This window comes from Rhodanobacter sp. FW104-R8, assembly GCF_001617365.1.
GTDB lineage: Bacteria > Pseudomonadota > Gammaproteobacteria > Xanthomonadales > Rhodanobacteraceae > Rhodanobacter.
Genome location: NZ_LVJR01000119.1, coordinates 1 through 23,693 on the forward strand (window position 1 = coordinate 1; position 23,693 = coordinate 23,693).

Below are 23,693 nucleotides of genomic sequence, written 5' to 3' on the forward strand. Positions count from 1 at the left end.
GTTCGGCCAGCGCCTCGTCGAGGCGGTTCAGGTCATCGGCAACGGCGGGGGAAAAACGGAACAGCGTGAGGTTGCGAAAAAACATTCAGGAATCCGGGTCAGTGCTACGGGAAGCAGGTGGTTTCGCCGTCATTCCGGCGAAAGCCGGAATCCAGTGGCTTGATAGGGCCAAAGACGCTGGGTCCCGGCTTTCGCCGGGATGACGGTCATGGATGTCAGCGGATGACGGCGGCGACCGCGGCGGCGACGGTGTCCAGGTTCGCCTGGTTCAGCGCCGCCACGCAAATGCGACCGCTGTCGAGCGCGTAGATCGCATGTTCGTCGCGCAGCCGGTGCACCTGCGCCTTGCTCAGGCCGGAGTACGAGAACATGCCGGCCTGGCGGTTGATGAAGCCGAAATCCGGCGCACCGTGCGCGGCCAGCCGTTCGACGAAGCCGGCGCGCATCGCGTGGATGCGCTCGCGCATGCCGCCCAGCTCCTGCTCCCAGCGCGCGTGCAGCTCAGCGCTGCCGAGCACGCCGGCGACCAGCGCGGCGCCGTGCGTGGACGGGCTGGAATAGTTCGCGCGGATGGTCTGCTTGATCTTCGACAGCAGCCGCGCCGCCTCGTCGCGGTCGGCGCCGACCATCGACAGCGCGCCGACCCGCTCGCCGTACAGCGAGAACGACTTGGAGTACGAATTGGCGACCACGAACGCCTCGATCCCCGACGAGGCCAGCAGGCGCACGCCGGCGGCATCGGCATCGGTGCCCTGGGCGAAGCCCTGGTAGGCCATGTCGACGAACGGCAGCAGCCGGCGCTCCCTGAGCAGCGCGATCACCTGCTGCCACTGCGCCGCGTCCAGGTCGACGCCGGTCGGGTTGTGGCAGCACGCGTGCAGCAGCACCACGGTGCCGGGCTCGAGCTTGCCCAGGTCCTCCAGCATGCCGGCGAAGTCCAGGCCGTGGCTGGCCGGGTCGTAGTAGCGGTACTCCAGCAGTGCGAAACCGGCGGTGCGGAACACCGCGTGATGGTTGCCCCAGCTGGGGTTGCTGATGGCGATCTTCGCGCCCACCCCGGCCACCTGCTTGAGCAGGTCGGCCGCCACCCGCAGCGCGCCGCTGCCGCCGACGGTCTGCACGGTGGCCACGCGGCCGGCCGCCAGCAGCGGCGAACCGGCGCCGAATACCAGCTGCTGGGTCGCCTGGTTGTACGCCGGCATGCCGTCGATCGGCAGGTAGCCGCGCGGCTTCGCCGCCGCGGCCAGCGCCTGCTCCACCTCGCGTACGCTCGGCAGCAGCGGGATGCGGCCATGCTCGTCGACGTAGATGCCCACGCCCAGGTTGATCTTGCCAGGGCGCGGATCGGCCACGTAGGTTTCGGTGAGGCCCAGGATCGGATCGCCCGGGGCCATTTCAACGGATGCAAAGAAGGACACGGCGGTTACTCGGCTCAGGTGGTGGAGGGGTGGAGGGTTCGGGCCGGCGCGGTCTCGTCCGCTGCGTCGCCGGGCCAGGCCGGCGGCGCGGCGGGCGGCGCGCCGAAGCTGAAATCGAACAGCCGGCGGTCGGCCAGCTGCGAGGGCGACACGTGGCCCAGCGCGCGGAAGATGTTCTCGCTGCGCCCGGGCTGCTGCCGTTCCCATTCGGCCAGCATGCGCTGCACCGCCTTGCGCTGCAGGTTGTCCTGCGAGCCGCACAGGTTGCACGGGATGATCGGGAACTGCCGCTGCGCCGCGTATTCGGCGATGTCGCTTTCGCGGCAATACGCCAGCGGGCGGATCACCACGTGGCGGCCGTCGTCCGAGCGCAGCTTCGGCGGCATCGCCTTCAGCTGCGCCTGGTAGAACAGGTTGAGGAAGAACGTGGCGAGGATATCGTCGCGATGGTGGCCCAGCGCGATCTTGGTGATGCCGTTGTCCGCGGCCCAGGTGTACAGCGCGCCGCGGCGCAGCCGCGAGCACAGGCTGCACATGGTCTTGCCGGCGGCGATCACCCGCGTCACCGTGCTGTAGGTGTCCTGCTCGATGATGTGGAACGGCACGCCGCGCGCGGCGAGGTAATCCGGCAGCACGTGCGCGGGGAAGTCCGGCTGTTTCTGGTCCAGGTTCACCGCGATCAGCTCGAAGCGCACCGGCGCCTTCGCCTGCAGCTGCAGCAGCAGGTCCAGCAGGGTGTACGAATCCTTGCCTCCGGACAGGCACACCATCACCCTGTCGCCGTCCTCGATCATGCCGAAGTCGCCGATCGCCCGGCCCACCTGCTGGCGCAGGCGCGAGGCCAGCTTGCCGGCCTCGGCGGCGGCGACAGGTGGACGGGGGATCCCGGGTTGGGCGGACATAGCGGCTGGCAGGACGACGGGGAACGCTCATTGTAGCCCGCCAGGCGCCCCGCCACCGGCCGACGAACGGCGTTAAACTCAAGGAACCGCCCCAGCAGCCGCCGACGCCATGCAGGTTCAGGATCACGCCGAGATCGTCCATCTTCTGGCCGAGTTGCGGATGGAGCATCGGGATCTCGACGCGGCGATCGAGCAGCTCGCCTCGGCGATCGGCCGCGACGAACTGCAACTGACCCGGCTGAAGAAGCGCAAGCTGCTGCTGAAGGACAACATTGCCCGGCTCGAGAGCAAGCTGATCCCCGACCTCGACGCCTGAATACCGCACCGGACTCCCATGAACCCGTTCGCCCCGATCCGTCTGCACGACGAGTACGTCGTGCTGGAACCCTTGAGCCTCGACCATGTGCCGGCACTGGAAGCGGCCGCTGCCGACGGCGAGCTGTGGAACCTCGCGGTCACCAGCGTGCCGCCGCCGGGACACGCGCGCGCTTACGTCGAGAAGGCGCTGCAGGGCCAGGCCGAGGGGCACATGCTGCCGTTCGCCGTGCGCGAGGCCGGCCGCGGCGAGATCGTCGGCAGCACCCGCTACTACGAGATCGACACCGCGCTGCCGCGCCTGGCCATCGGCTATACCTGGTACGCGAAACGCTGGCAGAAGACCCACCTCAACACCGCCTGCAAGCGCCTGCTGCTGGAGCACGCGCTCGAGGCGCTGGACTGCGTGGCCGTCGCCTTCCATACCGATGAATTGAACGAGGATTCGCAGCTCGCTATCGAACGCCTCGGCGCGCAGCGCGAAGGCGTGCTGCGCGCGCACAAGCGGCGCACCGACGGCAGCCTGCGCAACACGGTCTGCTTCAGCATCCTCGCCGACGAATGGCCGAACGTGGCGAACTGGCTGGAGATGCGCCTGAGCCGCCTGACCGCTTCGTAGGGCGGGCACAGCCCGCCGCTTTCGCCGCGGCGTATCGAAAAACCGGCGGGCATTGCCCGCCCGAAACTTGCCGCGCAATCGTAGGAGCGCACCCTGTGCGCGAATGCTCTTGGCACCGATCGACATCAGAGCATTCGCGCACAGGGTGCGCTCCTACAGCAGCCGGTTGACCAGCCGGTCCAGCCGCGTGCGGTTCAATCGCCGCAGCAGCCGGCGCACCTCGGCCGGGTAGCGCCGCGGGCTTTCCAGCGCGCGGTAATCGGCCAGGCGCGTGGCATGCCGGCGCAGGGCCGCCCACTCCGCCTCGTGCTTCGCCTGCAGCAGCCGCGCGGGATCGCGCAGCACCAGGCCGTTTTCCAGATCCAGCGACCACGCGCGCGGGTTGAGGTTGTTGCCGGTCAGCACGGCCACGTCGTCGTCGATGAACAGGCCTTTCAGGTGGTAGCTGTTGTCGCCGTCGCGCCACAGGTGCAGGTTGAGCTGGCCGCTCTCGATCTGCCGGCGATGCGCCCGCGCGAAGCGGCGCAGGTTGTTCTCGTACAGGTACGGCAGCAGGCCGATCGTCTTGAACGGTTGTCCCGGCGGGATGTAGAAATCGTTGGCGACCTTGTCGCCGACCATGATGTCGAGGGTGCAGCCGCGGCGCAGCAGCTGGCCCAGCACCGCCCGCACCGGCCGTGGCAGGTTGAAGTACGGCGTCAGCAGGATCAGCCGCCGGCGCGCGCCGCCCAGCAGCGCCAGCAACGCTTCGTTGAGCGCGTTGTCGCCGCGGCCGAAGCCGAGCAGCGGCGTCACCGCCACCTCGCCGATGCCCGGCGTGTCGCGCGGAACCTCGTACGCGGCGCGCTGCAATTCCTGGCGGAACTCGCGGATCGCCGGCTGCAGCATCTTCGTGGACGGCACCTCCGCTACGTCCAGCCGGCGCACCGCCGCGCTTTCGGCGAAGTACCGCTGCACGAATGCCGCCATCGCATCGGCCAGGCCGCGATGGCGCAGCAGGTGGTAGCGGTCGAGCCGGTAGCGTCCGTACCGCGCCAGGTAGACGTCGTTGAGGCTGGCGCCGCTGTACAGCACCGCGTCGTCGATCACGAAGCCCTTCAGGTGCAACACGCCGAACAGCTCGCGGTTCTGCACCGGCACGCCGTGGATTTCCACGCCCGGCCCCAGCCGCGCGGCGCACTCGCGGTACATGCCCGCATTGCCTTCGTTCTTCTGCTTGCCGATCAGGCCGCGCTGCGCACGATGCCAGTCGACGAACACCGACACCTGCAGCGCCGGCCGGCGCGCCTTCGCCGCGTACAGCGCGTCGAGCACCTCGCGGCCGCCGTCGTCGTCCTGCAGGTACAGCGCCACGATCACGATGCGCCGGGTGGCCTGCGCGATGCGCTGCAGCAGCTCGCGCCGGAACGCTGCCGGATCCGGCAGCACGTCGATGGCCCCGGCGGGGATGGCGAAGGACGGCAGCGCGACCGGCGCCGTGCGCGGCTTGCGCCGGAACGGCAGCAGGCGCGCAAGTCGGCCGGGAGCGGTGATCAGCTTGTTCATGACGGCGCCGTGGTGCAACGGCGCCCATCATCGCAAACCACGGCGCACGCGCCTACCGCGGACTACTTCCCCGCTGCGCGCGGCTGCACCTCGATGGTGGCGGTCATGCCGGCGGCGATCAGCGTGTCGGGCGGCAGCTTGCCGGTATCGATCGCGATGCGCACCGGCACCCGCTGCGCCAGCCGCACCCAGTTGAAGGTGGGATTGACGTCGGCCAGCAAGTCGCTGCCGGTGGGGTTGTCGCGGTCGGTGATGCCGCGGGCGATCCCGGTGATGGTGCCCTTCAGGTGCACGCCGCCGGCCATCAGGCGGATGTCGACCGGGTCGCCCACGCGCAGCTGCGGCAACTTGGTCTCCTCGAAATAGCCGTAGATGTAATAGCCGTGGCTGTCGATCAGGGCCAGCCGCGGGCTGCCGGTACTGGCGTAGTCGCCGACGCGGATGTCGAGGTTGGTGACGTAACCGTCCACCGGCGCGCGCACCTCGGTGCGCTCGAGATTGAGCCTGGCCTGGTCCAGCGCGACCTGCGCCTGCTCCACCGCGGCCTGCGCCTGCTCGCGCACCGCCGAGGCCTGGCTGCCGCCGGCCTGCGCCTGGGCCCAGGTGGCGCGGGCGGAGTTCGCGGTGGCGGTGGCATTGGCGCGTTCTTCCTGGGTGACGATGCCGCCCAGGCGCTGGCGGCGCGCGGCCTCTTCCGCCCGCATGTCGTATTCGGCCTTGCGCGCCGCGGCGCTGGCCAGCGCCGCGCCGATGTTGGCGCCGGCGGCCCGGGCGCTGGCCTCGGCGGCATCCAGGTTCGCCTGCGCCTGGCCGACCGCGTAGCGGAACCGCGCGGGGTCGATGTCGAACAGCAGGTCGCCCTTGTGCACGAACTGGTTGTCGCTCACCTCCACGCGGGTGACCAGGCCGGAGACGTCCGGCGCGATCCGCACCACCTCGGCGCGCACGCGGCCATCGCGGGTCCACGGCGAATACAGGTAGTGCTTCCACAGGGCGTGGCCGAGCAGGGCCGCCACGATGACGATGATGCCGGTGACGGCAAGGCGCAGCAGCAGGGGTTTGTTGTTCATGGAAGGGGACTCAGTGGATCAGCAACAGTCCGGCGGCGCCGAACAGGCAGACGAACAGCGCCAGCCGCACCAGCGATGGGTGCAGCACGTAGCGGTACAGGCCGAGCCGGCCGAGCACCGTATCGAACAGCCACATCAGCAGCAGGCAACCGAAGAAGACCACGACCAGGCCGGGCATCATGGCTCCGCCGATCGACACTTCATGAGGCATGGACAGGCTCCTCAGCCGCCGGCATGTACGGCGCCAGCGCCGATTCGTCGTCGCGCAGCACGCTGCGCAGCTGGTGAAGGTGCAGCAGCACGCGGCGGCTGCCGGCCTGTGCGCCCGACTGGCCGCGCACGATCTCCGTGATCGCCTCGGTGACCGTCTGCTCGGCCTGCTGCCAGCGCGCGGGGTCCGGTGCCTCGAACAGCCGCGCCACGGCCTGCACCGCCTGCTGCGCCGGCTGCTCCACCGAGGCCGGCAACTGGCTGCCGGCCATGTCCTGGCGCAGTTCGATCAGGCCGCGGCCGCACTCGTGCACGGTCAACGCCCAGGCCAGCAGGTCGCGCGATTCGCGGCTGTCCGGCCGGGTATACGTCACCACCTGCAGGAAGAGATCGCGATTCACGCTCTCGAAGCGGTATGCCAGCCCCGCCAACGGCGCACTGGCGGCCTGCACCACCTGCCGGCGCAACTGGCGCAGCTGGCGCGCGCGCTGCCAGCCGGTGCCGGTGATCGCGGGGATCGCCATGAAAGCCACTGCGCAGAGCCCGAACCCGGCCAGCTGCGCGATCGCCTCGTTGATGAAGAACGCCGGGTCGTAGCTCATCCGGTTGGTCAGCAGCATGCTGGAGACGAAACCGATGCCGTAGCCCACGCCCATGGTGGAAACCGCCGGCTTCGACTGCACGTAGAAGCCGGGAATCAGGAACGGGAGCGTGGCCACGATGAACATCGTGTAGCCGTCGCAGCGCGGCAGCAGCCCGAACGTGACGACGAACGCCACCGCCATGCCCACCCCCTGCGCGAACAGCGTGTGGAACGCCGCCGAGACCGGGTTCGGCGCCATCGCCAGCAGACCGGCGAAGATCGTGGCGATCAGCATCGCGCTGGCCCCGTGCGGCCAGCCGCTGGCCAGCCAGAACACGCTCAGGGCGACCATCGTGAGGAAGGTGCGCAGCACCGCCAGGCCGGCACTGGCGTAGTCGTTGCCGCGGCGGAACTGCACCCGCTCCACGTTGCCGCGCAGGCGCTTTGCGCGCAGCGAGTTCTCCACCAGGGCGAAGTCGCGCAACTCGTCGGCGAAGCGTTGCAGCAGGATCGCGCCGGTATCGAAGTCCAGCCGCGCCGGCGCCGGCAGCGCATCGCGCAATTGCCGCGCCAGCGCCGGCAGCACCTGCTCGCAGGCCTGCAGCCGCGGCGCCAGCACGGCCGGGTCATGCTGCTGCGCCGGCTCCGGCGACAATGCCTCGCCGATCGGCCGGTACAGCGCGATCAGCGCATCGGCGGCATCGGCGCGGCCGTTGCGCTGCAGCCGGTTGATCAGGTGATGCACCGACTGGAACGTGGTGGTGGCGGACATGTAGAACTGGTTGATCAGGCGGATGCGACTGCTGCGCGCGCGCGCCTCGGGATCCTCGAAGATCACCGCGGCGCGCAGGTTTTCCAGCTGCACCGCGCCGCGCACGAAGCGCAGGTAGGCCTGCTCCATGTCGCGGCGGGCGATCGTGCCGCCGGTGCTGCGACGGGCGAAGTCCAGGAAGTGCCCGAACTGCTCGCGTGCACTGCGCCGCAGCACCTCGCGCAGGCGGGTGGGCAGCACCAGGTCGCTCACCGCGCCGGCCACGATCACGCCCAGCAGCACCTCGCTCACCCGCATCACCGCCGAGTCGAACACGGTGAGCGGATTACCGATCGCCGGCAAGGTGACGATCGCGGCGGTATAGCCGGCCAGCACGAAGCCGTAGGACATGAAGTTGCGGTACAGCGTAGCGCCGCCGGCGCACAGCGCCACCCACAACGACATCGACAGCAGGAACAGCTCGCGCTGCTGCGGGAACAGCGCCATCAGCAGCACGCCGAACACGCTGCCGGCCAGCGTGCCGATCGCCCGGTAGAAGCTCTTCGCCAGCACCATGCCGCTCTGCGGATGCATCAGCAGCGCCACGGTGATCATCGTGGTGGACGGCTTCTCCAGCTGCAGCCACATCGCCAACCAGGTCGCCGCATACAGCGCCAGCGCGGCCTTGAACACGAACAGCCACGCACTGCCCTCGCCGGCGAAGGCCTCGGCCAGCCATTGCCGGAGCGGGGGCCGCGTCCCGGATTCGATGACGGCGACGGTCACAGCCTCAGGCCTGCTCGAGATGGTCCAGGAATTTCTTCAGCAGCTTTTCCAGCTGCGCAGCCTCGCGCGGCTGCAGGCCGGCGGTCTGGCGCTCCAGCAAGGCGCAGACGTCAGGCAGGAAGCCCTTGATCACCACCACCCCCGCCTTGGTCAACGTGAGCGCGATCTTGCGACGATCCTCGTCGCTGGCGGTGCGCTCGATCAGGCCCTTGTCGCACAGCTCGTCAGTCAGCCGCGTGATGTTGGCGGACTTCTCCCCCGCCGCCGCCGCCAGCTGCGACGGGCTGAGCGTATACCCCTCGGTGCCGTACAGCATCATCAGCAGGTTGTATTCCGGGTGGTTGATGCCCCACGGCTTCAGCAGCGTATTGGCGTCGTCGTGCAGGCGCTTGTAGAGATGCTTGACCAGCCGCACCAGCACGGCCGGCTCGCGCGGAAACGCGGGGTGCCGCCGGCAGGTGACCGCCAGGCGCTGCTCGGTGGGGGCAAAACTGTTCACGGCATTCATCATTAATTGTCGTGCATATTATACATAAATGTACTATATGTTTATGAATGCCATGCCGCTCCCCGGCACGGCGCAAGCACCCGGTCGGCACGCACGAAAAAGGCGCCCCGCGGGGCGCCCTTCGATGGCCGGACCAGGCGGGTTCAGCCGCCGTGCACGGGGAAGGTCTGCAGCTGGCCCGGGGCCGAGCCGGCAGCGGCCGGCGCCCGCGGCGCGGCGGCCGCTGCCGGCCGGTTCGCACCGCACTGGTACGCGCCCCACGGCTGCGAGCCGTCGGCCGGCTCGGCCAGCGGCTTGATGGTGTCGGCGTGCATCTTGGCAGCCTCGTTGCGGGCCAGCACCTCCAGCTCGTCGCGCACCTTGATGTCGTTGCGGTCGACCGGGCCGACGCGGTTCATCACCGAGACGGTGACCTTGCCCAGCTCGCGGCAGGAGGAGACGTCGCCGCTCCAGGCCGTGCGCACGTTCTTGGCGGCATCGTCCAGGGTGATGCCCCAGCTGCAGGCGCCGAGCAGGAGGACGGGGACGAGCAACAGCAGGGTCTTGCGCATGGGGTGGCTCCGCGACGATGGCTTGGGCATGGAAGGAGGCCGCACGTTGCCGGCCCGAGCTCCATCCTAGCGCGGGCACGCCGACGCGTCCCCGAACCGATCCACAACGGGCGGCGCCGGCACGGGCCGGCGCCACCCGCGGGCCTACTTTGCCGGCTTGGCGTCGGCGTCGAGCACCTGCACCTGGCCGAGATTCAGCGCGCGGATCGGCGCCTCGATCTTCTTGAGGTCGCCGACGATCACCCAGGTCAGCCGGTCCGGGTGGATGACCTCCTTCGCCGCCGCCTCGACCGCGGCGTCGGTCTGCGCCTCGATGCGCGACTTCAGGGTCTGCACGTAGTCGTCCGGCCGCCGGTACTGGGCGATGCCCTGCAACGCCCCCATCACCGCCGTGGTGGTCTGGTAGCTGCCCGGCATGCTGCGCACGTCGCCGACCTTGATCTTGTCGATCTCCTGCGCGGTCAGCGGCTTGTCGCCGATCACGCCCTTCGCCTCCTTCAGCATCTCGGCCACCGACGGCGCGGTCCGGTCGGTCTGCACCGGCGCGTACAGCATGAACGGGCGCTGGCCCACCGCGTTCTGCAGGAAGCTGAAGGCGCCGTAGGCCCAGTGCTTGTCCTCGCGCAGGTTCATGTTGAGGCGCGAGGTGAAGGTGCCGCCGAAGGCACCGTTCATGGTCTGGATCTCCAGGTTGTTCGGTGCCTCGGTGGACGGCGCCAGGCTGCCGGCGAGGATCAGGCTCTGCTGCGCGCCGGGGCGATCGACCAGGTACACGCGCGCCTGCGCCGGTGGCGCCACCTTGCCGACGTTCTTCGCCGGGACCTTGCCGGCCGGCGCCTTCCAGTTGCCGAACGCCGCGTTCAATTGCGGGATGATCTTGTCCAGCGTGGTGTCGCCGGCGACCAGGATCTTCATGTTGTCCGGCCGGATGAAGTCGCCGATGAACGCGCGCATGTCGGCGGCGCTCAGCGACCTGATCGAGGCCTCGGTGCCGGAGCCAGTGAACGGGATCGCGTAGGCATGGCCCTGCCCGTACAGCAGCGGCGGCAGGGTGCGCAGCGCGATGCCGGTCGGCTGGCTCTTCTCCTGGGCGATGCGCGCCAGCCACTGGCCGCGCAGGCGGCCGATGTCGGCCTCGCGGAACGCCGGATTGCGCACGATGTCGGCGAACAGCTCGAGCGACGGCTTCAGCTGGTCGTCCAGCGCGTTCAACGAGGCATTGCAGTAGTCCAGCCCGCAGCCGCTGGCGATGATCGCACCGAGGCGCTGCTTGCGCTTGGCGATCTCGACCGAATCGAGTTCCTTGCTGCCCTCGTCCAGCATCGCCATGGTGAAGCTGGAGGTGCCCAGCTTGCGGCCCTGGTCGGCCGCGTAGCCGGCGTCGAACAGCAGCTGCAACTGCACCGCCGGCACCGTGTGGCGCTCGGCCAGGATCACCTCGACGCCGTTGTCCAGCTTGCCGCGCTGCAGGGCGGGAAAGCTGAGGTCCGGGAACGTGCCGACCGCGGGCACGCCTTTGCCGCGGTCGACGTCGCTCTGCACCGTGCGGTAGTCGCCCCTGGCCGACAGCACCGGCGCCGGCGCGCCGCCGGCTGCGGCACGGCCGGCCACGGTGGCCATGTCGGTGGCCTCGACCTTGCCCGGCACCACGGTCAGCGTGTAGTCGCCCTTGGCGATCCACCGGTTCGCCACCGCGGCGACGTCGGCCGGGGTGGCCGCCATGAATTCCTTGAAGTCCTTCAAGTAGGCAGCCGGATCGTTGCGGTACAGCTGGCCCTGGGCCAGGATCGAGGCCTGCGAGTTGACCTTTTCCAGGCCGCGCACGAACGAGGCGCGGGTTTCCGTCTTGACCCGCGCCAGCTCGTCGGCGCCGGGGCCGTCCTTCAGGAATTTCCGCCACTCGTCGGCGATCGCCGCCTCCACCCTGGCCGGATCGGCGCCTTTCTTCACGTCCACCTGCAGGTTGAACATGCTGGCCAGCACGTGCTGCTCGACGTCGACCGAGACGTCGTCGGCCAGCTTGTCCCGGTAGACCAGCCGCTGGTACAGCCGCGAGGTCTTGCTGCCGCCCAGCACGGCGGCGGCCAGCTCCAGCAGGTTCTCGTCGCGGCTGCCGCGGCCCGGCACGTTCCACTCGCGGTAGATGCGCACCTGCGCCACGTTGTCGGTCATCGTGCCGCGGGTCGAGCCGTGGCGCGGCGCCACCCACGGTTGCGGCCGCGGCACCCGCGGGCCGGCGGCGATGTCGCCGAAGTACTTCAGCATCTTTTCCTTCGCCAGCGCCGGCGTGATGTCGCCGGACAGCACCGCCACCGTGTTGGCCGCGCCGTAGTAGTCGCGGAACCACTGCTTCACGTCGGCCAGCGAGGCCGCGTTCAAATCGTCCATCGAGCCGATGGTGTCGTGGTGGTACGGATGGTTGGCCGGGAACGCCTCGGCCTGGATCAGCTCGCCGGCGCGGCCGTACGGCTGGTTCTCGCCCTGGCGCTTCTCGTTCTGCACCACGCCACGCTGCTCGTCCAGCTGCGGCTGGCCGATCGCGCCGAGCAGGTGGCCCATGCGGTCCGATTCCATCCACAGCGCCATGTCCAGCGCGGTGGTCGGCACCGTCTCGAAGTAGTTGGTGCGGTCGAGCCAGGTGGTGCCGTTCTGGTCGGTGGCGCCGGCCAGCTCGAACGGCTTGAAGAACTCGTCCTTGTGGTTCTCCGAACCCTGGAACATCAGGTGCTCGAACAGGTGCGCGAAACCGGTCTTGCCCTTCGGCTCGTACGACGAGCCCACGTGGTACCACACGCTCACCGCCACCACCGGCGCCTTGTGATCCTCGTGCACCACCACGGTCAGCCCGTTAGGCAGGGTGAAGCGCGTGTAGGCCAGTTCGGGGATCTGCTGCTGCGCCGTCGCAGCCGCCACGGCGGTGTCGGGTGCGGCCAGCGCCAGCGGCATGCCGCCGGCCAGGGCGAGCAGGCCGGCGATGAGCAGGGCGAGCGGTTTCTTCGTCACGGTGAACCTCCTGTTTCACGGATAAGTCTCCGCAGGCTAGCGACGCCCCACGGGCACCGCAAATGACTTGTGGCACGGTCGCCGCCGGGTTGTCCGGTTGTCCGGCAGCGGGCGGACAGCTGTCCGCGGACAATGCTGCGGCTGGCCAATCCATTTATTTATATTTTAAAAATCAATGGCTTGAATCCAAATGGCTGCCTGGCACGGGGATTGCTCAGAGGAAAGCGCAGGAACCTTCCCCTCATACGGAGACATGACCATGAAATTCGAGACCATGATGTTGCGCGGCCTGTTCATCGCCTGCCTGGCGGTCTGCGGCCTGATCCTCGCCGCGATGGTGACGACCACACCGGCATCGGTGCAGCTCGCCGCCAACGGCGGCATCGGCGCGATCCTGCTGGCCGCACCGACCAGCTGCGCGTTGCGGCCGGACGGCGTGGTCTGCCCGCAGATCGGCGGCTGAGCACTCGACGCGGATCGGCACGGGCACGCGATAATGGCGGAATGCTGCACGTCATCCTGTTTCGCCCCGAGATCCCGCCGAACACCGGCAACGTGATTCGCCTGTGCGCGAACACCGGCGCCGCGCTGCACCTCATCCGGCCGCTCGGCTTCACGCTCGACGATGCCCGGCTGCGCCGCGCCGGACTGGATTACCACGAATACGCCAGCGTCGCGGTGCATGACGACCTGGCCAGTTGCCTTAATGCGATCGGCAGGCCGCGGGTGTTCGCCTTCACCACCCGCGGACGGGTTGCCCACGTCGACGCCCGCTTCGCCGACGGCGACGCGCTGCTGTTCGGCTGCGAGACGGCCGGCCTGCCGGCCGACGTGCTGGAAGCGATTCCCGCCCAACGACGCCTGCGCCTGCCAATGTGCCCGGACAGCCGCAGCCTGAACCTGTCGAACACGGTCGCCGTGGCCGTCTACGAAGCGTGGCGCCAGCTGGGCTTTCCCGGCGCGACCCCGTAGGAGTGCACCCTGTGCGCGAACGGCGGGCATCGCCCGCCCATGTTTATGGCGAGGCAACCGCAAGAGCATCGCGCACAGGGTGCGCTCCTACAGATCACGGCCCGCACGGCTACAATCGCCGGATGAACGCTGCCACTCCCAACTCCTGGTTGCCGCAACCGCTACGCAAGCTCGCCGGCCGTGCGCTGGAAACCGCGCTGAACCACACCCTGTCGCTGGATCCCGACACGCAGCAGAAGCTGGCCGCGTTGAACGGCCGCAGCGTGCAGTTGCACCTGCGCGGGCCGGAACTCGCGCTGGCGGTCACCGTCGACGACGCACGCCTGAAAGTCGGGCCGCCGCAGGACGACAGCCAGCTGAAGGTGGCCGCCACGCCGGGCAGCCTGCTGGCGATGCTGTTCCGCCGCGACGACGACGGCATCGCGCCGGGCAAGGTGGAGATCGCCGGCGACGCCGAGCTGGCGCGCCGGCTGGAAAAGCTGGCCGGCAAGTTCGCCCCGGATTTCGAGGAAGCGTTCGCGCGCAGCTTCGGCGACGTGCTCGGCGTGCCGCTGGCCAGGGCCGTGCGCAAGGCCCTCGCCCTCGCCCGCGACACCGCCGGCCATCTCACCGAGGACACCGCCGACTGGCTGCGCGACGAGGCGCGCGTCGCCATGGCACCAGGCGAGGTCGAGGGCTTCCTCGACGGCGTGGACAACGTGCGCGAGCGCAGCGAGCGGCTGGAAGCGCGCGTGCAGCGGCTCGTGCAGCGCCTGCAGGGCAACACCGCGTGACGCCGCTGAAGGTGGTGCCGCGCCTGCTGCGGGTCGCCTCGGTGCTGCTGGCGTACCGGCTCGACGAACTGGTCGACGCCACCCACCTGTACCGCCCGCTGAAACTGCTGCGCCCGCTGGTGGCGCGCCCGCGCACCGATATCCGCGGCCTGCCGCGCGGTGCGCGCCTGCGCCACGCGCTGACCGAACTGGGGCCGATCTTCGTCAAGGCCGGCCAGGTGCTGTCGACCCGCCGCGACCTGGTGCCGGCCGACATCGCCGACGAACTCGCCCTGCTGCAGGACCAGGTCGCGCCATTCCCCGGCAGCGGCGCGCGCGCCATCGTCGAGCAGGAACTGAAATCGCCGATTGGCCGTCTATACGCCCAGTTCGACGAGACGCCGCTGGCCTCCGCCTCGATCGCCCAGGTGCATGCCGCCACCCTGCACGACGGCCGCGAGGTGGTGGTGAAGGTGCTGCGCCCCGGCATCGACGCGCAGATCGCGCGCGACGTGAAGCTGCTGCGCTCGCTGGGCGAGCTGGCCCAGCGCTGGCACCCGAACGCCGACAAGATCCGCCCGCTGGACGTGGTCGCCGAAGTCGAGAAGATGCTGGAAAACGAGCTGGACCTGCAGCGTGAAGGCGCCAGCGCCAGCCTGCTCCGCCGCAACTTCGCCAGCGGCGTCGACCTCTACGTGCCCGAGGTGCACTGGGAACTGACCAGTGCGCGCGTGCTCACGCTGGAGCGCGTGCACGGCATCAGCAGCGACGACATCGCCGCGATCGACGCCGCCGGCCTCGACCGCAAGGCGCTCGCCGCCAAGGGCGTGCGGGTGTTCTACGAGCAGGTGTTCCGCGACAACTTCTTCCACGCCGACGCCCACCCCGGCAACATCTGGGTCGACCCCTCGCACACCGGCGAGCCGCGCTTCATCGCGCTGGACTTCGGCATCATGGGCTCGCTGCCCGAGGCCGACCAGTACTGGCTGGCGCAGAACTTCATCGCGCTGTTCGAACGCGACTACGCGCGCATCGCCAAGCTGCACGTGGACGCCGGCTGGATGCCCGCCGACGTGCGGCTGGACGAACTGGAGGCGGCGGTGCGCACGGTTTGCGAGCCGTACTTCACTCGCCCGCTGGCGCAGATCTCGCTGGCCGAGCTGGTAGTGAAGCTGTTCCAGACCGCGCGCCGCTTCGAGCTGACCCTGCAGCCGCAGCTGATCCTGCTGCAGAAGACCCTGCTCAACATCGAGGGCGTGGGCCGCATGCTCGACCCGGAAATCGACATCTGGGCGGTGGCGCATCCGGTGCTGAAGCGCATTCTGCGCGAACGCTACAGCCCGCGGCACACCCTGCGCGAAGTACGCAAGCGGCTGCCGGAATGGCTGCACGAGGCGCCGCAATTCCCCGGGCTGGTGCGTGATGCACTGCGCCAGATCGGCCGCGGTGAACGGCGCACTTTGAGCGATCCTGTCGAACTCAAGCTGCTGCACGACAACGCGCAACGCCAGCACAGGCTGCTCGCCTGCGGCCTGCTCGGCAGTTCGCTGCTGATCGCTGCTGCCCTGCTGTGGGCGCTGGCGCCGCAACACGGCAACTGGCCGCCGCTGTGCGCCGGCATCGCCGGACTGCTCGCATTCGCGACCGGCTGGCCGCGCGCGCGCTGATCAACGAGAAGCCCCCTCGGGACGTAGGGCGGGCACTGCCCGCCGCTTCGCGCCGAGACGCGGCAAGAGCCGGCGGGCGCTGCCCGCCCGGCGTCGCTCCCGCAACCTCATCGACACCTCGCCTGCATGCTCGACATTCTCTACCAGGACGATGCGCTGATCGCGGTGAACAAGCCCGCGAACCTCGCCGTGCACCGCTCGAAGATGGTGGGCAATGCCGAGGAGTTCCTGATCGACCTGCTGCGCGAGCAGATCGGCGACAGCGTGTACCTCGCGCACCGGCTCGACCGCGCCACCAGCGGCGTGCTGTTGATCGCGCGCACGCGCGAGGTCGCCGCCGCGCTGGGCGAGCAGTTCATGGGGCGCGCGGTGCACAAGCAGTACCTGGTGGTGGTGCGCGGCTGGCCGGAGCCGGCCGAGGGCGTGATCGACTATCCGCTGCCCGGCTCGCGCGAGACCGGTCCGCGCCGCGAGGCGCGCACGTGCTACCGGCGGCTGGCCACGGTCGAGGTGCCGATCGCGCTGGGCCGCTACCCGCAGCAGCGTTACGCGCTGCTGCGGGCCGAACCGGAAAGCGGCCGCTTCCGCCAGATCCGCAAGCATCTGGCACACATCCACCATCCGGTGATTGGCGACTGCCAGCACGGCCGCGGCGACCACAACCGGCTTTACAAGCAGCATTTCGGCTGCCACCGGATGCTGCTGCACGCGTGGCGATTGCGCTTCGCGCATCCGGTCACGGGTGCCGCGATGGAGATCGAGGCGCCGCTGGACGATGCGTACGCGGGGTTGCTTGAGCGCTTCGACTGGACGCTTGAAACAGGAGTGAGTGGAGAGGAGTGAGAAGTGAGAGAGAGCCAAAGCAAGCCGCGCCCGGGCTTTTCTCTCACTTCTCACTCCTCTCCACTCACTCCTCGCTTCTCCCCTACACTTCCCCGCATGCTGACCATCAGCCGCACCCTCTCCCTGCCCGAATCCGAACTGGTCGAGCGTTTCCTGCGCGCTGACGGCCCCGGCGGGCAACACGTGAACCGCACCGAGAGCGCGGTGGAGCTGCGTTTCGACGTGATCCACTCGCCCTCGCTGCCGGAGGAAATCCGCGCACGCCTGCTGGCGCGCCGCGATCGTCGACTGACCAGCGAGGGCGTGCTGGTGATCCAGGCGCGCCGCTTCCGCGACCAGGCGCGCAACCGCGACGATGCGCGCGAGCGGCTGGCCGAGATCATCCACGGCGTGCTGACGCCGCCGAAAAAGCGGGTCGCCACCAAGCCGACCCGTGCATCGAAAGAACGCCGGCTGGCCGGCAAGCAGCAGCGCGGCCGGATCAAGCAGGGGCGTTCGCGCAAACCGGAGCTCGAATGAAGGGTCACCTCCCGACGCCTGCCCGGCTGCCGCCACGGATGCCGCGACTGCACGACGGCTGGCAGCGTCGCCTCTGCCGCGCGGTGCTGCGCATGGCCGGCTGGAGCCTGGTCGGCGAGTTCCCCGACACGCCGAAACTGGTGCTGATCGCCGCGCCGCACTCGTCCTGGTGGGATGGCGTGTGGGGGCTGCTGATCAAGGTGGCGATCGGCGCCGACGTGCATTTTATGGCCAAGCAGGAACTGTTCCGCGGGCCGTTCGGCGCCTTGCTGGTCAGGCTGGGCGGCATGCCGATCAACCGCGGCAGCGCGCAAGGCGTGGTCGAGCAGATGATCGACCAGTTCCGGCGGCGCGACCGGCTGTGGCTGGGCATCGCACCGGAAGGCACGCGCAAGCGGGTAGCGCGCTGGAAGAGCGGCTTCTGGCGCATCGCCCGCGAGGTCGGCGTACCGATTTTCCCGGTCGCCTTCCACTACCCCGACAAGACCATCCAGCTCGGTCCGCTGTTCGCCACCAGCGCCGACATGGAGGCGGACCTCGCCCGCCTGCGCGCGTTCTACGCACCCTTCAAGGGCAAGCACCGCGACGTCTGACTGCACCCCATACATCCCGGACCCTTCCATGCTCGGCATCCAGCACTACGACGCCTTCCTGCTCGCCTGCATCGCGCTGAACCTCACGCCAGGGCTGGATACGTTCTACATCCTCTCGCGCAGCGGCCGCGAAGGACATGCGGTGGGCCTCGGCGCCGCGCTGGGCATCAACGCCGGCTGCGTGGTGCACTCGTTGGCCGTGGTACTGGGGCTGTCGGCGATCCTGATGACCTCGTCCACCGCGTTTACCGCACTGAAGTATCTCGGCGCCGCCTACCTGGTGTGGATCGGCTTGCGCATGCTGCTCGGCCAGCAAGCGACGCATGCACCCGCCACGACACGTGGCCATGGCTTCACCGCCGCGTTCCGTCAAGGCAAGCTCACCAACGTGCTGAACCCGAAGGTAGCGCTGTTCTACCTCGCCTTCCTGCCGCAGTTCGTCTCGCTGCAGGCGCCCCGGGCGCAACTCGGGCTGCTGGTACTCGGCCTGAGCTTCATCGGCACCGGCCTGTGCTGGTCGCTGGTGCTGGCCCTGCTCGGTTCGCGCATCCACCGGTTGCTGCAGCGTCAGCCACGCATCGGGCGCCGGATGGACCGCCTGTGCGGCGCCGTGCTGCTGGGTTTCGGGCTGAAACTGGCGCTGCAGCAGCGCGGCTGAACCGGGCCCCCGCCCTGGGCGGGAGACAGCTCCGGCCTACGCCCTCCATGGTCCTTTCCTGACCCCGCAGGGCCATCCCGGCCCCTTCCCGCGGCACCGGAGGTCACCTCCCTGGCTTCGGAGCGCCCTTAGCACATGTCTATCGGTCATGGCACGGCGCATGCTTGTCTATTTTTACGGAAAATGTGATACACATCACATTCTGTGGATTGTTACCTGGCTCAACAACCGGAGCGGTTCGCACAGGGGGTTCCAGACATGCATGTGTTGATCACGGGCGGAGCCGGTTTCATCGGCTCCCATCTGGTAGCGCTGCACCTCGCGCAGGGGCACAAGGTCCATGTGGTGGACGACTTGTCGACCGGCCTGCGTTCCAACCTGGCGCCTTTCGAGGCGTCGCCGAGCTTCCGCTTCGACGAGGCGGACATGCTCACCTGGCCGCTGCTGCAGCAGGCCGCGGCCTGGGCGGACCGCGTCTACCACCTCGCCGCCGTGGTCGGCGTGTACCGCGTGATCGCCGAGCCGACGCGCGTGCTGGCCACCAACATCGCCGCCTGCGAACGGCTTTTCCGCACCATCGCCGCCAGCGGCTGGCGGCCGCAAGTGGTGGTCGCCTCCAGCTCCGAGGTCTACGGCCACCGCCACGCGGAACTGCTGGGCGAGGACATGGACCTCAGCGTGTCCACCCGCGCCGGCACGCGCTGGAACTATTCGGTCAGCAAAATCGCCGACGAGGCGCTGGCGCTGTCCTACGCGCAGAAATTCGGCATCCCGGTGCTGGTGGCGCGCTTCTTCAACACCATCGGGCCACGCCAGACCGGCCGCTACGGCATGGTCGTGCCGCGTTTCGTCGACCAGGCGGTACACGGCGAGCCGATCACGGTGTACGGCGACGGCAAGCAGACCCGTTCGTTCTGCGACGTGCGCGACAACGTGGCCGCGCTCGACCTGCTCGCTTCGCGCGAGAGCGGCGACGCGCTGGTGGCGAACGTCGGCAACGACCGCGAGATCAGCATGAATGCGCTGGCCGAACTGGTCCGCGAGCGCGCGGACAGCGACTCGCCGATCACCCATGTGCCGTACATGAAGGCGTACGGCGAGGATTTCGAGGACATCCAGCGGCGCCGGCCGGAGCTGACCCGGCTGCGCATGCTGACCGGGTTCCGGCACCGCTACACGCTGGAAGACACGCTCGACGAGCTCATCCAAGAACGGCGCAACGCCTTGGCAGGGACCGAACATGGCCACCGCACCCTGGTTTGTCATCAGTCCTAACGCACTGCTCAGCGTGGTCGGATTGCTGCGCGGTCCGGACCGGACCGTGCCGACGCCCGCGCAGGACTGGCGCACCGCCACGGTGGACGTGGTGATCCCCGCCTACCGCGAGGCGGAGAATATCGCCCATTGCCTGGTCTCGGTGGCGCGGCAGACGCACAAGCCGCGCAACATCATCGTCGTCGACGACGGCAGCAGCGACGATACCGCCAGCCGCGCCGAGCAGACCGCGCAGCGGCTGGGCATGAAGATCATGGTGATCCGCCGGCAGGCGTCGATCGGCAAGACGCCCACGCTCAAGCGCCAGGCGCGCGAGTTCGACGCCGACGTGGAATTCATCCTCGACGGCGACACCTTCCTGGAATCGCCGGACTACATCGCCCGCTGCGTCGAGGAACTGTACAAGGGCGTCGGCATCGCCTCGGCCTGCGGCCGCGTGCTGCCGATGCGCCTGTCCGACCGCCGCCGCCTCGCGGAAACCCCGGAATACGCCGCCGTGCTCGCCGGCAAACCATACATCGACCCCAAGTCCAGCCGCACACGCCTGCAGCTGATCTGGTGGGGCCTGACCAACATCTACCGCGACTGCCTGTATCGCTACCTGCAGGGCTTCGTGTTCCACGGGCAGATGGTGTTCTTCGGCGGCATCACCAACCCGGTGGGCTGCGCGGTGGCCTACCGCCGCGAATACATCAAGGACCTGTTCGCGCGCTACGAGCCCCATTTCGGCGACAACCTCACCAATTCCGAGGACATCTTCATCGGCTTCGCGCTGATCAACCAGGGCTACCGCAACGCCCAGCTGACCGACGTCACCGCCCGCTCCGAGGAACCGCTGGCCACGCAATTGCCCAGGCAGATCTCGCTGTGGTCGTCCTCTTTCCTGCAGAGCTGCTACTACTTCGACGCGCTGGTGCGCAGCCCGTTCAAGGCCTTCGCGCGGCTGCACCGCCGCTGGCACGAGCGGCACGGCGAACACGGCGAACACATCCGCGAGATGCGCAAGATCGCCGAACCCTACCGGCAGGCGTTCGGCGAAGAGGTCACCCGGCGCTATGGCCGCCCGCTGGGCTGGATCATCTTCATGTCGGCGATCGAGAAGATCGGCTTCCCCACCGCGCTGATCGTGATGCCCCTGCTGCGCATGTGGGAGCCGCTGCTGATCACGGTGCTGGCGGAATCGCTGCTGTCGCTGATGGTGCTGGTGGTGATCTCCAAGGGCGAGCGCTGGAAGGCGTTCGGCAAGAGCCTGCTGGTGACGCCGCTGCGCTACGCGCTGATCCTCACCGAGATCGTCACGATCGGGCGATTCGCCAGCGATCTCTGGATCACGAGGAACCGGAAATGGCGCAAATGACCCCTCGCCGCCGGACATCGGCTCGCGCTTCCGCGCTGGGTCGGGCCAGCCTGCTCGCCTGCGCGCTCGCTTGCGCCTTGTCCCTGGAGCCGGCTTTCGCGCAGAACGCCGTCGCCTACCAGCCGGCGCTGGACGCTGCCTGGACCGGGCGCACCAGCGAGGCGCTGCGCCTGATCGACGCCTACCTCGCCAAACACCCGGACGACCATGCCGCGCGGCTCGACCGGGCGCGTTTCCTTGCCTGGCTCGGCGACTACGCCAGGGCGGACGACGCGCTGGCCGGGTTCGGCGCCGACGACAAGGAGGCCGCCGCGCTGCATGCGCGAGTGCTGGCCTGGGCCGAACGCCGCGATGCCGCGCTGGCGCTCAACACGCCGTTGTACGCGGCCGACCCGGACGACTATGACAACGCCTGGACCCAGGCGCTGATCCTGCGACAAGGCGAATGGCCGCACCAGGCCTTGCCGGCACTGGCCACCGTGCAGGCGGTCAAGCCGGACGACAAGGACACCATCGCCCTCGCCAAGGCGGTGCGCCTGCCGCTGTTCTCCTCGATCGGCCTGGCGCCTTCGCTGTACAGCGATTCGGATGACATCGAAATTCGCGGCATCGCCGCCGATGCCAACCTGTGGCTGTCCGATCGCTGGCGGTTGCTGGCCAGCGCCACGCGACGCGAGCACTCGGCCGCCTTCGGCGGGCCGTTCGCGCCGTTGCTCGGCAACAACCACGTCGACGAGGATCGCGTCGGCACAGGACTGCGCTTCGCACCGTCGCCCGACACCGCGCTGGAGCTGTGGCTGGGCAATTCGCGGACCGACAACGGTGTCGGCAGCGACAACAGAACGATCGGCCACCTGCAGATCTCGCAACGCGCCAGCGACGCCTTCCTCTATGCACTCACCTTCGACCGCGACCGCGTCGACCAATCACCGCGCGCGCTGGCGGTGATGCGCCACGGCCTCGCCGCCGACCTGCGCTGGACGCCGACGCTGCGCGACCGCTTCGATGCGCGCATCACCGGCGGCGATTTCGACGACGGCAACCGCCGTGCCTCGGTGCTGGCCAGCTATACCCGTGCCGTGTACCGCAGTGGGCGAGTGATGTTCGACCTCGGTCTGCAGGCAGAGGGTCAACACAACACCCGCCACACCGGCAATGGCTACTACAGCCCCGACCGCTACCGGCGCTATGCCGTCGCGGCTTCCAGCTACATCTCGCTGGGCCAGGAAGCCGGGCTGTACCTGTCGGCCGCGCTCGGCCAGCAGCGGGACGAGACTTTCGACAACTGGAAGCGCGCCACTGACGTCAATGCCGAGCTGACCCTCGGCATCTTCAGCCACTGGCAGTTGGTCGGCCGTGCCGGGTACAGCCAGCGCCTGAACCAGTTTGGCCGCTACGAGGGCGCCACCGTCGGGCTGGGACTGCGCTACCGCTTCTGCGAGTTCCGTGCCGACCGCTGCCCATCGGTGCCTTGAACGGCCCGATGGGGCCTGCGCCGGGCGGCGGCATCGCGCGCCGCCCGGCGCGATGGATCCGGCCCTGTTCGACTCGTCCTGCGCGGCCGGCTCCCGACCGGATCGATTTCGACGAAGGCGCGCGCCGGCGGTGGCCGCGCGCCTTCCGGGAACCTTCCATCGCGCTGCCGCCATGGGTCGCCGCACCGGTTCGCGCGCAGCCCCACTGCCGCGCATGGGCCGGCTCGAGCACGTATCCGGCACCGCGTCGGGGGAAGCACATGAAGGGATTGCTGCACCTTGCCTGCATCGCGCTCATGTGCCTGTTGCCGGCGGCACCCATGGCGGCGCCGGCAGCCACTGCATCCCATGACCGGCGCATCGCGATCACCTTCGACGACCTGCCCTGGGCCAGCCTCGATCCGAACACGCCGCTGCCCGCGCAGGGTACGGTACCGCCGCGCATCGCGGCCGAGTCCGTGCGCCTGCTGCAGGCCATCGAGGGTGCGGGGACGCCTGCCATCGGTTTCGTCAACTCCGCGCGTCTGCTGGTCGGCGGCCAGCCGCAACCGGACCGCACGGCGATGCTCGACGCCTGGCTCGATGCCGGACTGGAACTGGGCAACCACACCGCCACCCATGCCGACCTGCACGCCGTCGGCGTACAGGCCTACGAGGGCGACATCCTCGCCTGCGACCGTGTGCTGCGCCCGCTGCTGGCCAGGCGTGGCCGTGAACCGCAATGGTTCCGTCACCCTTACCTGCGCACCGGGCGCACGCTGGAAGACAAGGCAGCGATGGGCGTCTTTCTCGCCGCGCACGGTTACCGCATCGCGCCGGTCACGGTCACCAACTCCGACTGGATCTGGGCCGCCGCCTACGCCAAGGCGCTGAACAGCGGCGATGCCGCCACCCAGGCGAAGCTGCGCGCGCAATACGTGCCCTACCTGCTGCGCAGGGTGAACTACTTCGAGCACCGCTCGATCAGGCTGCTTGGCTATGCGTTGCCGCAGGTGATGCTGCTGCATGCCAATGCGCTCAATGCCGACACCTACCCCGATTTCGCCGCCGGCTTGCGCGCACGCGGCTACCGATTCGTCGGCCTCGACGAAGCCATGCGCGACCCCGCCTATCGGCGCGCGGACAAATTCACCAGCGCGCTCGGCACCAGCTGGATCCATCGCTGGGCGATCGCCGCAGGCAGGTCATGGAAGTTCTACGGCGGCGAACCGACTTCGCCGAAATGGGTGACCGACCTGGCCGGCGTGCCCCCGGAGTAGCACCCGCTTGCAGGCGGCAGCGCGGTACGGCGGCCGGCCACGATGCGATGGCCTCGTGATGC

At 69.1% G+C, this 23,693-nt stretch carries 23 protein-coding genes; 14 read left to right on the forward strand and 9 right to left on the reverse strand.

The features are described from left to right. Positions 1-215: 215 nt before the first annotated feature. Together RHOFW104R8_RS15430 and ttcA are read right to left on the reverse strand one after the other, a co-directional pair. The gene (locus RHOFW104R8_RS15430) at positions 216-1,418 is read right to left on the reverse strand and encodes an amino acid aminotransferase (protein ID WP_068092777.1); all 1,203 of its coding nucleotides are present in this window, start codon (positions 1,416-1,418) and stop codon (positions 216-218) included. A gap of 14 nt (positions 1,419-1,432) precedes the next feature. Further along, positions 1,433-2,320 carry a tRNA 2-thiocytidine(32) synthetase TtcA gene (gene ttcA / locus RHOFW104R8_RS15435; RefSeq protein WP_068092775.1) on the reverse strand — a complete coding sequence of 296 codons (888 nt, stop codon included), beginning with the start codon at positions 2,318-2,320 and terminating at the stop codon, positions 1,433-1,435. Between the two features lie 109 nt (positions 2,321-2,429). On the opposite strand from ttcA, the gene RHOFW104R8_RS15440 reads away from it, so the two are divergent. Together RHOFW104R8_RS15440 and RHOFW104R8_RS15445 are read left to right on the forward strand one after the other, a co-directional pair. Then, on the forward strand, positions 2,430-2,636 hold the full coding sequence (locus RHOFW104R8_RS15440) for a YdcH family protein (protein ID WP_027484175.1): 207 nt from the start codon (positions 2,430-2,432) through the stop codon (positions 2,634-2,636). Positions 2,637-2,654: 18 nt separating this feature from the next. Then, positions 2,655-3,254 carry a GNAT family N-acetyltransferase gene (locus RHOFW104R8_RS15445; RefSeq protein WP_068092772.1) on the forward strand — a complete coding sequence of 200 codons (600 nt, stop codon included), beginning with the start codon at positions 2,655-2,657 and terminating at the stop codon, positions 3,252-3,254. Positions 3,255-3,407: 153 nt separating this feature from the next. Here the strand turns inward: RHOFW104R8_RS15445 and pssA are convergent, their stop codons facing one another. The 7 genes from pssA to RHOFW104R8_RS15480 all read right to left on the reverse strand — a co-directional run bounded on the left by pssA (position 3,408) and on the right by RHOFW104R8_RS15480 (position 12,261). Beyond that, positions 3,408-4,799, reverse strand: coding sequence for a CDP-diacylglycerol--serine O-phosphatidyltransferase (gene pssA / locus RHOFW104R8_RS15450; protein ID WP_068092769.1), 1,392 nt, complete (start codon positions 4,797-4,799; stop codon positions 3,408-3,410). Positions 4,800-4,861: 62 nt separating this feature from the next. Next, positions 4,862-5,869, reverse strand: coding sequence for an HlyD family secretion protein (locus RHOFW104R8_RS15455; protein WP_068092764.1), 1,008 nt, complete (start codon positions 5,867-5,869; stop codon positions 4,862-4,864). Positions 5,870-5,879: 10 nt separating this feature from the next. Beyond that, positions 5,880-6,080 (reverse strand): DUF1656 domain-containing protein, encoded by a 201-nt coding sequence (locus RHOFW104R8_RS15460; protein WP_068092762.1) that lies wholly within the window; start codon positions 6,078-6,080, stop codon positions 5,880-5,882. After that, complete coding sequence (locus RHOFW104R8_RS15465) at positions 6,070-8,199, reverse strand: FUSC family protein (RefSeq protein WP_082823663.1); 2,130 nt, start codon at positions 8,197-8,199, stop codon at positions 6,070-6,072. Before RHOFW104R8_RS15465 ends, RHOFW104R8_RS15460 begins: the two co-directional genes overlap by 11 nt. A gap of 4 nt (positions 8,200-8,203) precedes the next feature. Beyond that, the gene (locus RHOFW104R8_RS15470; protein ID WP_068093065.1) at positions 8,204-8,698 is read right to left on the reverse strand and encodes a MarR family transcriptional regulator; all 495 of its coding nucleotides are present in this window, start codon (positions 8,696-8,698) and stop codon (positions 8,204-8,206) included. A 152-nt stretch (positions 8,699-8,850) separates the two neighbouring features. Then, positions 8,851-9,258, reverse strand: a complete 408-nt coding sequence (locus tag RHOFW104R8_RS15475; RefSeq protein WP_068092760.1) for a DUF4156 domain-containing protein — start codon at positions 9,256-9,258, stop codon at positions 8,851-8,853. 144 nt (positions 9,259-9,402) lie between these two features. Continuing rightward, the gene (locus RHOFW104R8_RS15480; protein ID WP_068092756.1) at positions 9,403-12,261 is read right to left on the reverse strand and encodes a pitrilysin family protein; all 2,859 of its coding nucleotides are present in this window, start codon (positions 12,259-12,261) and stop codon (positions 9,403-9,405) included. A 259-nt stretch (positions 12,262-12,520) separates the two neighbouring features. On the opposite strand from RHOFW104R8_RS15480, the gene RHOFW104R8_RS15485 reads away from it, so the two are divergent. From RHOFW104R8_RS15485 to RHOFW104R8_RS15540, 12 genes are all read left to right on the forward strand, one after another. After that, positions 12,521-12,724: a hypothetical protein gene (locus RHOFW104R8_RS15485; protein WP_068093063.1), complete on the forward strand. Its 204-nt coding sequence runs from the start codon at positions 12,521-12,523 to the stop codon at positions 12,722-12,724. Between the two features lie 41 nt (positions 12,725-12,765). Beyond that, on the forward strand, positions 12,766-13,233 hold the full coding sequence (gene trmL, locus RHOFW104R8_RS15490) for a tRNA (uridine(34)/cytosine(34)/5-carboxymethylaminomethyluridine(34)-2'-O)-methyltransferase TrmL (protein WP_068092755.1): 468 nt from the start codon (positions 12,766-12,768) through the stop codon (positions 13,231-13,233). Between the two features lie 122 nt (positions 13,234-13,355). Beyond that, positions 13,356-14,006: an SCP2 domain-containing protein gene (locus RHOFW104R8_RS15495; RefSeq protein ID WP_068092752.1), complete on the forward strand. Its 651-nt coding sequence runs from the start codon at positions 13,356-13,358 to the stop codon at positions 14,004-14,006. Then, a complete protein-coding gene (gene ubiB / locus RHOFW104R8_RS15500; RefSeq protein WP_068092749.1) occupies positions 14,003-15,652 on the forward strand; it encodes a ubiquinone biosynthesis regulatory protein kinase UbiB in 1,650 nt (549 codons plus the stop codon). The genes RHOFW104R8_RS15495 and ubiB overlap by 4 nt, the downstream gene beginning before the upstream one ends. A gap of 126 nt (positions 15,653-15,778) precedes the next feature. Then, on the forward strand, positions 15,779-16,495 hold the full coding sequence (locus RHOFW104R8_RS15505; RefSeq protein WP_068092743.1) for a pseudouridine synthase: 717 nt from the start codon (positions 15,779-15,781) through the stop codon (positions 16,493-16,495). 96 nt (positions 16,496-16,591) lie between these two features. Further along, positions 16,592-17,014 carry an alternative ribosome rescue aminoacyl-tRNA hydrolase ArfB gene (gene arfB / locus RHOFW104R8_RS15510; RefSeq protein WP_068092742.1) on the forward strand — a complete coding sequence of 141 codons (423 nt, stop codon included), beginning with the start codon at positions 16,592-16,594 and terminating at the stop codon, positions 17,012-17,014. Next, entirely contained in the window at positions 17,011-17,607 is a 597-nt protein-coding gene (locus tag RHOFW104R8_RS15515; RefSeq protein WP_068092740.1) for a lysophospholipid acyltransferase family protein, read from the forward strand. Before arfB ends, RHOFW104R8_RS15515 begins: the two co-directional genes overlap by 4 nt. A gap of 28 nt (positions 17,608-17,635) precedes the next feature. Next, entirely contained in the window at positions 17,636-18,265 is a 630-nt protein-coding gene (locus RHOFW104R8_RS15520; protein WP_068092735.1) for a LysE family translocator, read from the forward strand. Between the two features lie 258 nt (positions 18,266-18,523). Further along, the gene (locus RHOFW104R8_RS15525) at positions 18,524-19,540 is read left to right on the forward strand and encodes an NAD-dependent epimerase/dehydratase family protein (RefSeq protein WP_068092734.1); all 1,017 of its coding nucleotides are present in this window, start codon (positions 18,524-18,526) and stop codon (positions 19,538-19,540) included. After that, a complete protein-coding gene (locus RHOFW104R8_RS15530; protein WP_068092731.1) occupies positions 19,506-20,897 on the forward strand; it encodes a glycosyltransferase family 2 protein in 1,392 nt (463 codons plus the stop codon). Before RHOFW104R8_RS15525 ends, RHOFW104R8_RS15530 begins: the two co-directional genes overlap by 35 nt. Continuing rightward, on the forward strand, positions 20,894-22,372 hold the full coding sequence (locus RHOFW104R8_RS15535) for a hypothetical protein (protein ID WP_235604364.1): 1,479 nt from the start codon (positions 20,894-20,896) through the stop codon (positions 22,370-22,372). Before RHOFW104R8_RS15530 ends, RHOFW104R8_RS15535 begins: the two co-directional genes overlap by 4 nt. A 260-nt stretch (positions 22,373-22,632) precedes the next feature. After that, positions 22,633-23,631 (forward strand): polysaccharide deacetylase family protein, encoded by a 999-nt coding sequence (locus RHOFW104R8_RS15540; RefSeq protein ID WP_068092724.1) that lies wholly within the window; start codon positions 22,633-22,635, stop codon positions 23,629-23,631. The last annotated feature ends 62 nt before the right edge of the window (positions 23,632-23,693 follow it).

Coding starts and splice junctions, on each gene's coding strand:
- arfB (WP_068092742.1), top strand. CDS start 16,592: ATGCTGACCATCAGCCGCACCCTCTCCCTGCCCGAATCCGAACTGGTC.
- RHOFW104R8_RS15475 (WP_068092760.1), bottom strand. CDS start 9,258: ATGCGCAAGACCCTGCTGTTGCTCGTCCCCGTCCTCCTGCTCGGCGCC.
- RHOFW104R8_RS15455 (WP_068092764.1), bottom strand. CDS start 5,869: ATGAACAACAAACCCCTGCTGCTGCGCCTTGCCGTCACCGGCATCATC.
- RHOFW104R8_RS15460 (WP_068092762.1), bottom strand. CDS start 6,080: ATGCCTCATGAAGTGTCGATCGGCGGAGCCATGATGCCCGGCCTGGTC.
- RHOFW104R8_RS15485 (WP_068093063.1), top strand. CDS start 12,521: ATGAAATTCGAGACCATGATGTTGCGCGGCCTGTTCATCGCCTGCCTG.
- RHOFW104R8_RS15515 (WP_068092740.1), top strand. CDS start 17,011: ATGAAGGGTCACCTCCCGACGCCTGCCCGGCTGCCGCCACGGATGCCG.
- RHOFW104R8_RS15505 (WP_068092743.1), top strand. CDS start 15,779: ATGCTCGACATTCTCTACCAGGACGATGCGCTGATCGCGGTGAACAAG.
- RHOFW104R8_RS15525 (WP_068092734.1), top strand. CDS start 18,524: ATGCATGTGTTGATCACGGGCGGAGCCGGTTTCATCGGCTCCCATCTG.
- RHOFW104R8_RS15530 (WP_068092731.1), top strand. CDS start 19,506: ATGGCCACCGCACCCTGGTTTGTCATCAGTCCTAACGCACTGCTCAGC.
- RHOFW104R8_RS15520 (WP_068092735.1), top strand. CDS start 17,636: ATGCTCGGCATCCAGCACTACGACGCCTTCCTGCTCGCCTGCATCGCG.
- RHOFW104R8_RS15540 (WP_068092724.1), top strand. CDS start 22,633: ATGAAGGGATTGCTGCACCTTGCCTGCATCGCGCTCATGTGCCTGTTG.
- ttcA (WP_068092775.1), bottom strand. CDS start 2,320: ATGTCCGCCCAACCCGGGATCCCCCGTCCACCTGTCGCCGCCGCCGAG.
- RHOFW104R8_RS15440 (WP_027484175.1), top strand. CDS start 2,430: ATGCAGGTTCAGGATCACGCCGAGATCGTCCATCTTCTGGCCGAGTTG.
- pssA (WP_068092769.1), bottom strand. CDS start 4,799: ATGAACAAGCTGATCACCGCTCCCGGCCGACTTGCGCGCCTGCTGCCG.
- trmL (WP_068092755.1), top strand. CDS start 12,766: ATGCTGCACGTCATCCTGTTTCGCCCCGAGATCCCGCCGAACACCGGC.
- RHOFW104R8_RS15535 (WP_235604364.1), top strand. CDS start 20,894: ATGACCCCTCGCCGCCGGACATCGGCTCGCGCTTCCGCGCTGGGTCGG.
- RHOFW104R8_RS15495 (WP_068092752.1), top strand. CDS start 13,356: ATGAACGCTGCCACTCCCAACTCCTGGTTGCCGCAACCGCTACGCAAG.
- RHOFW104R8_RS15445 (WP_068092772.1), top strand. CDS start 2,655: ATGAACCCGTTCGCCCCGATCCGTCTGCACGACGAGTACGTCGTGCTG.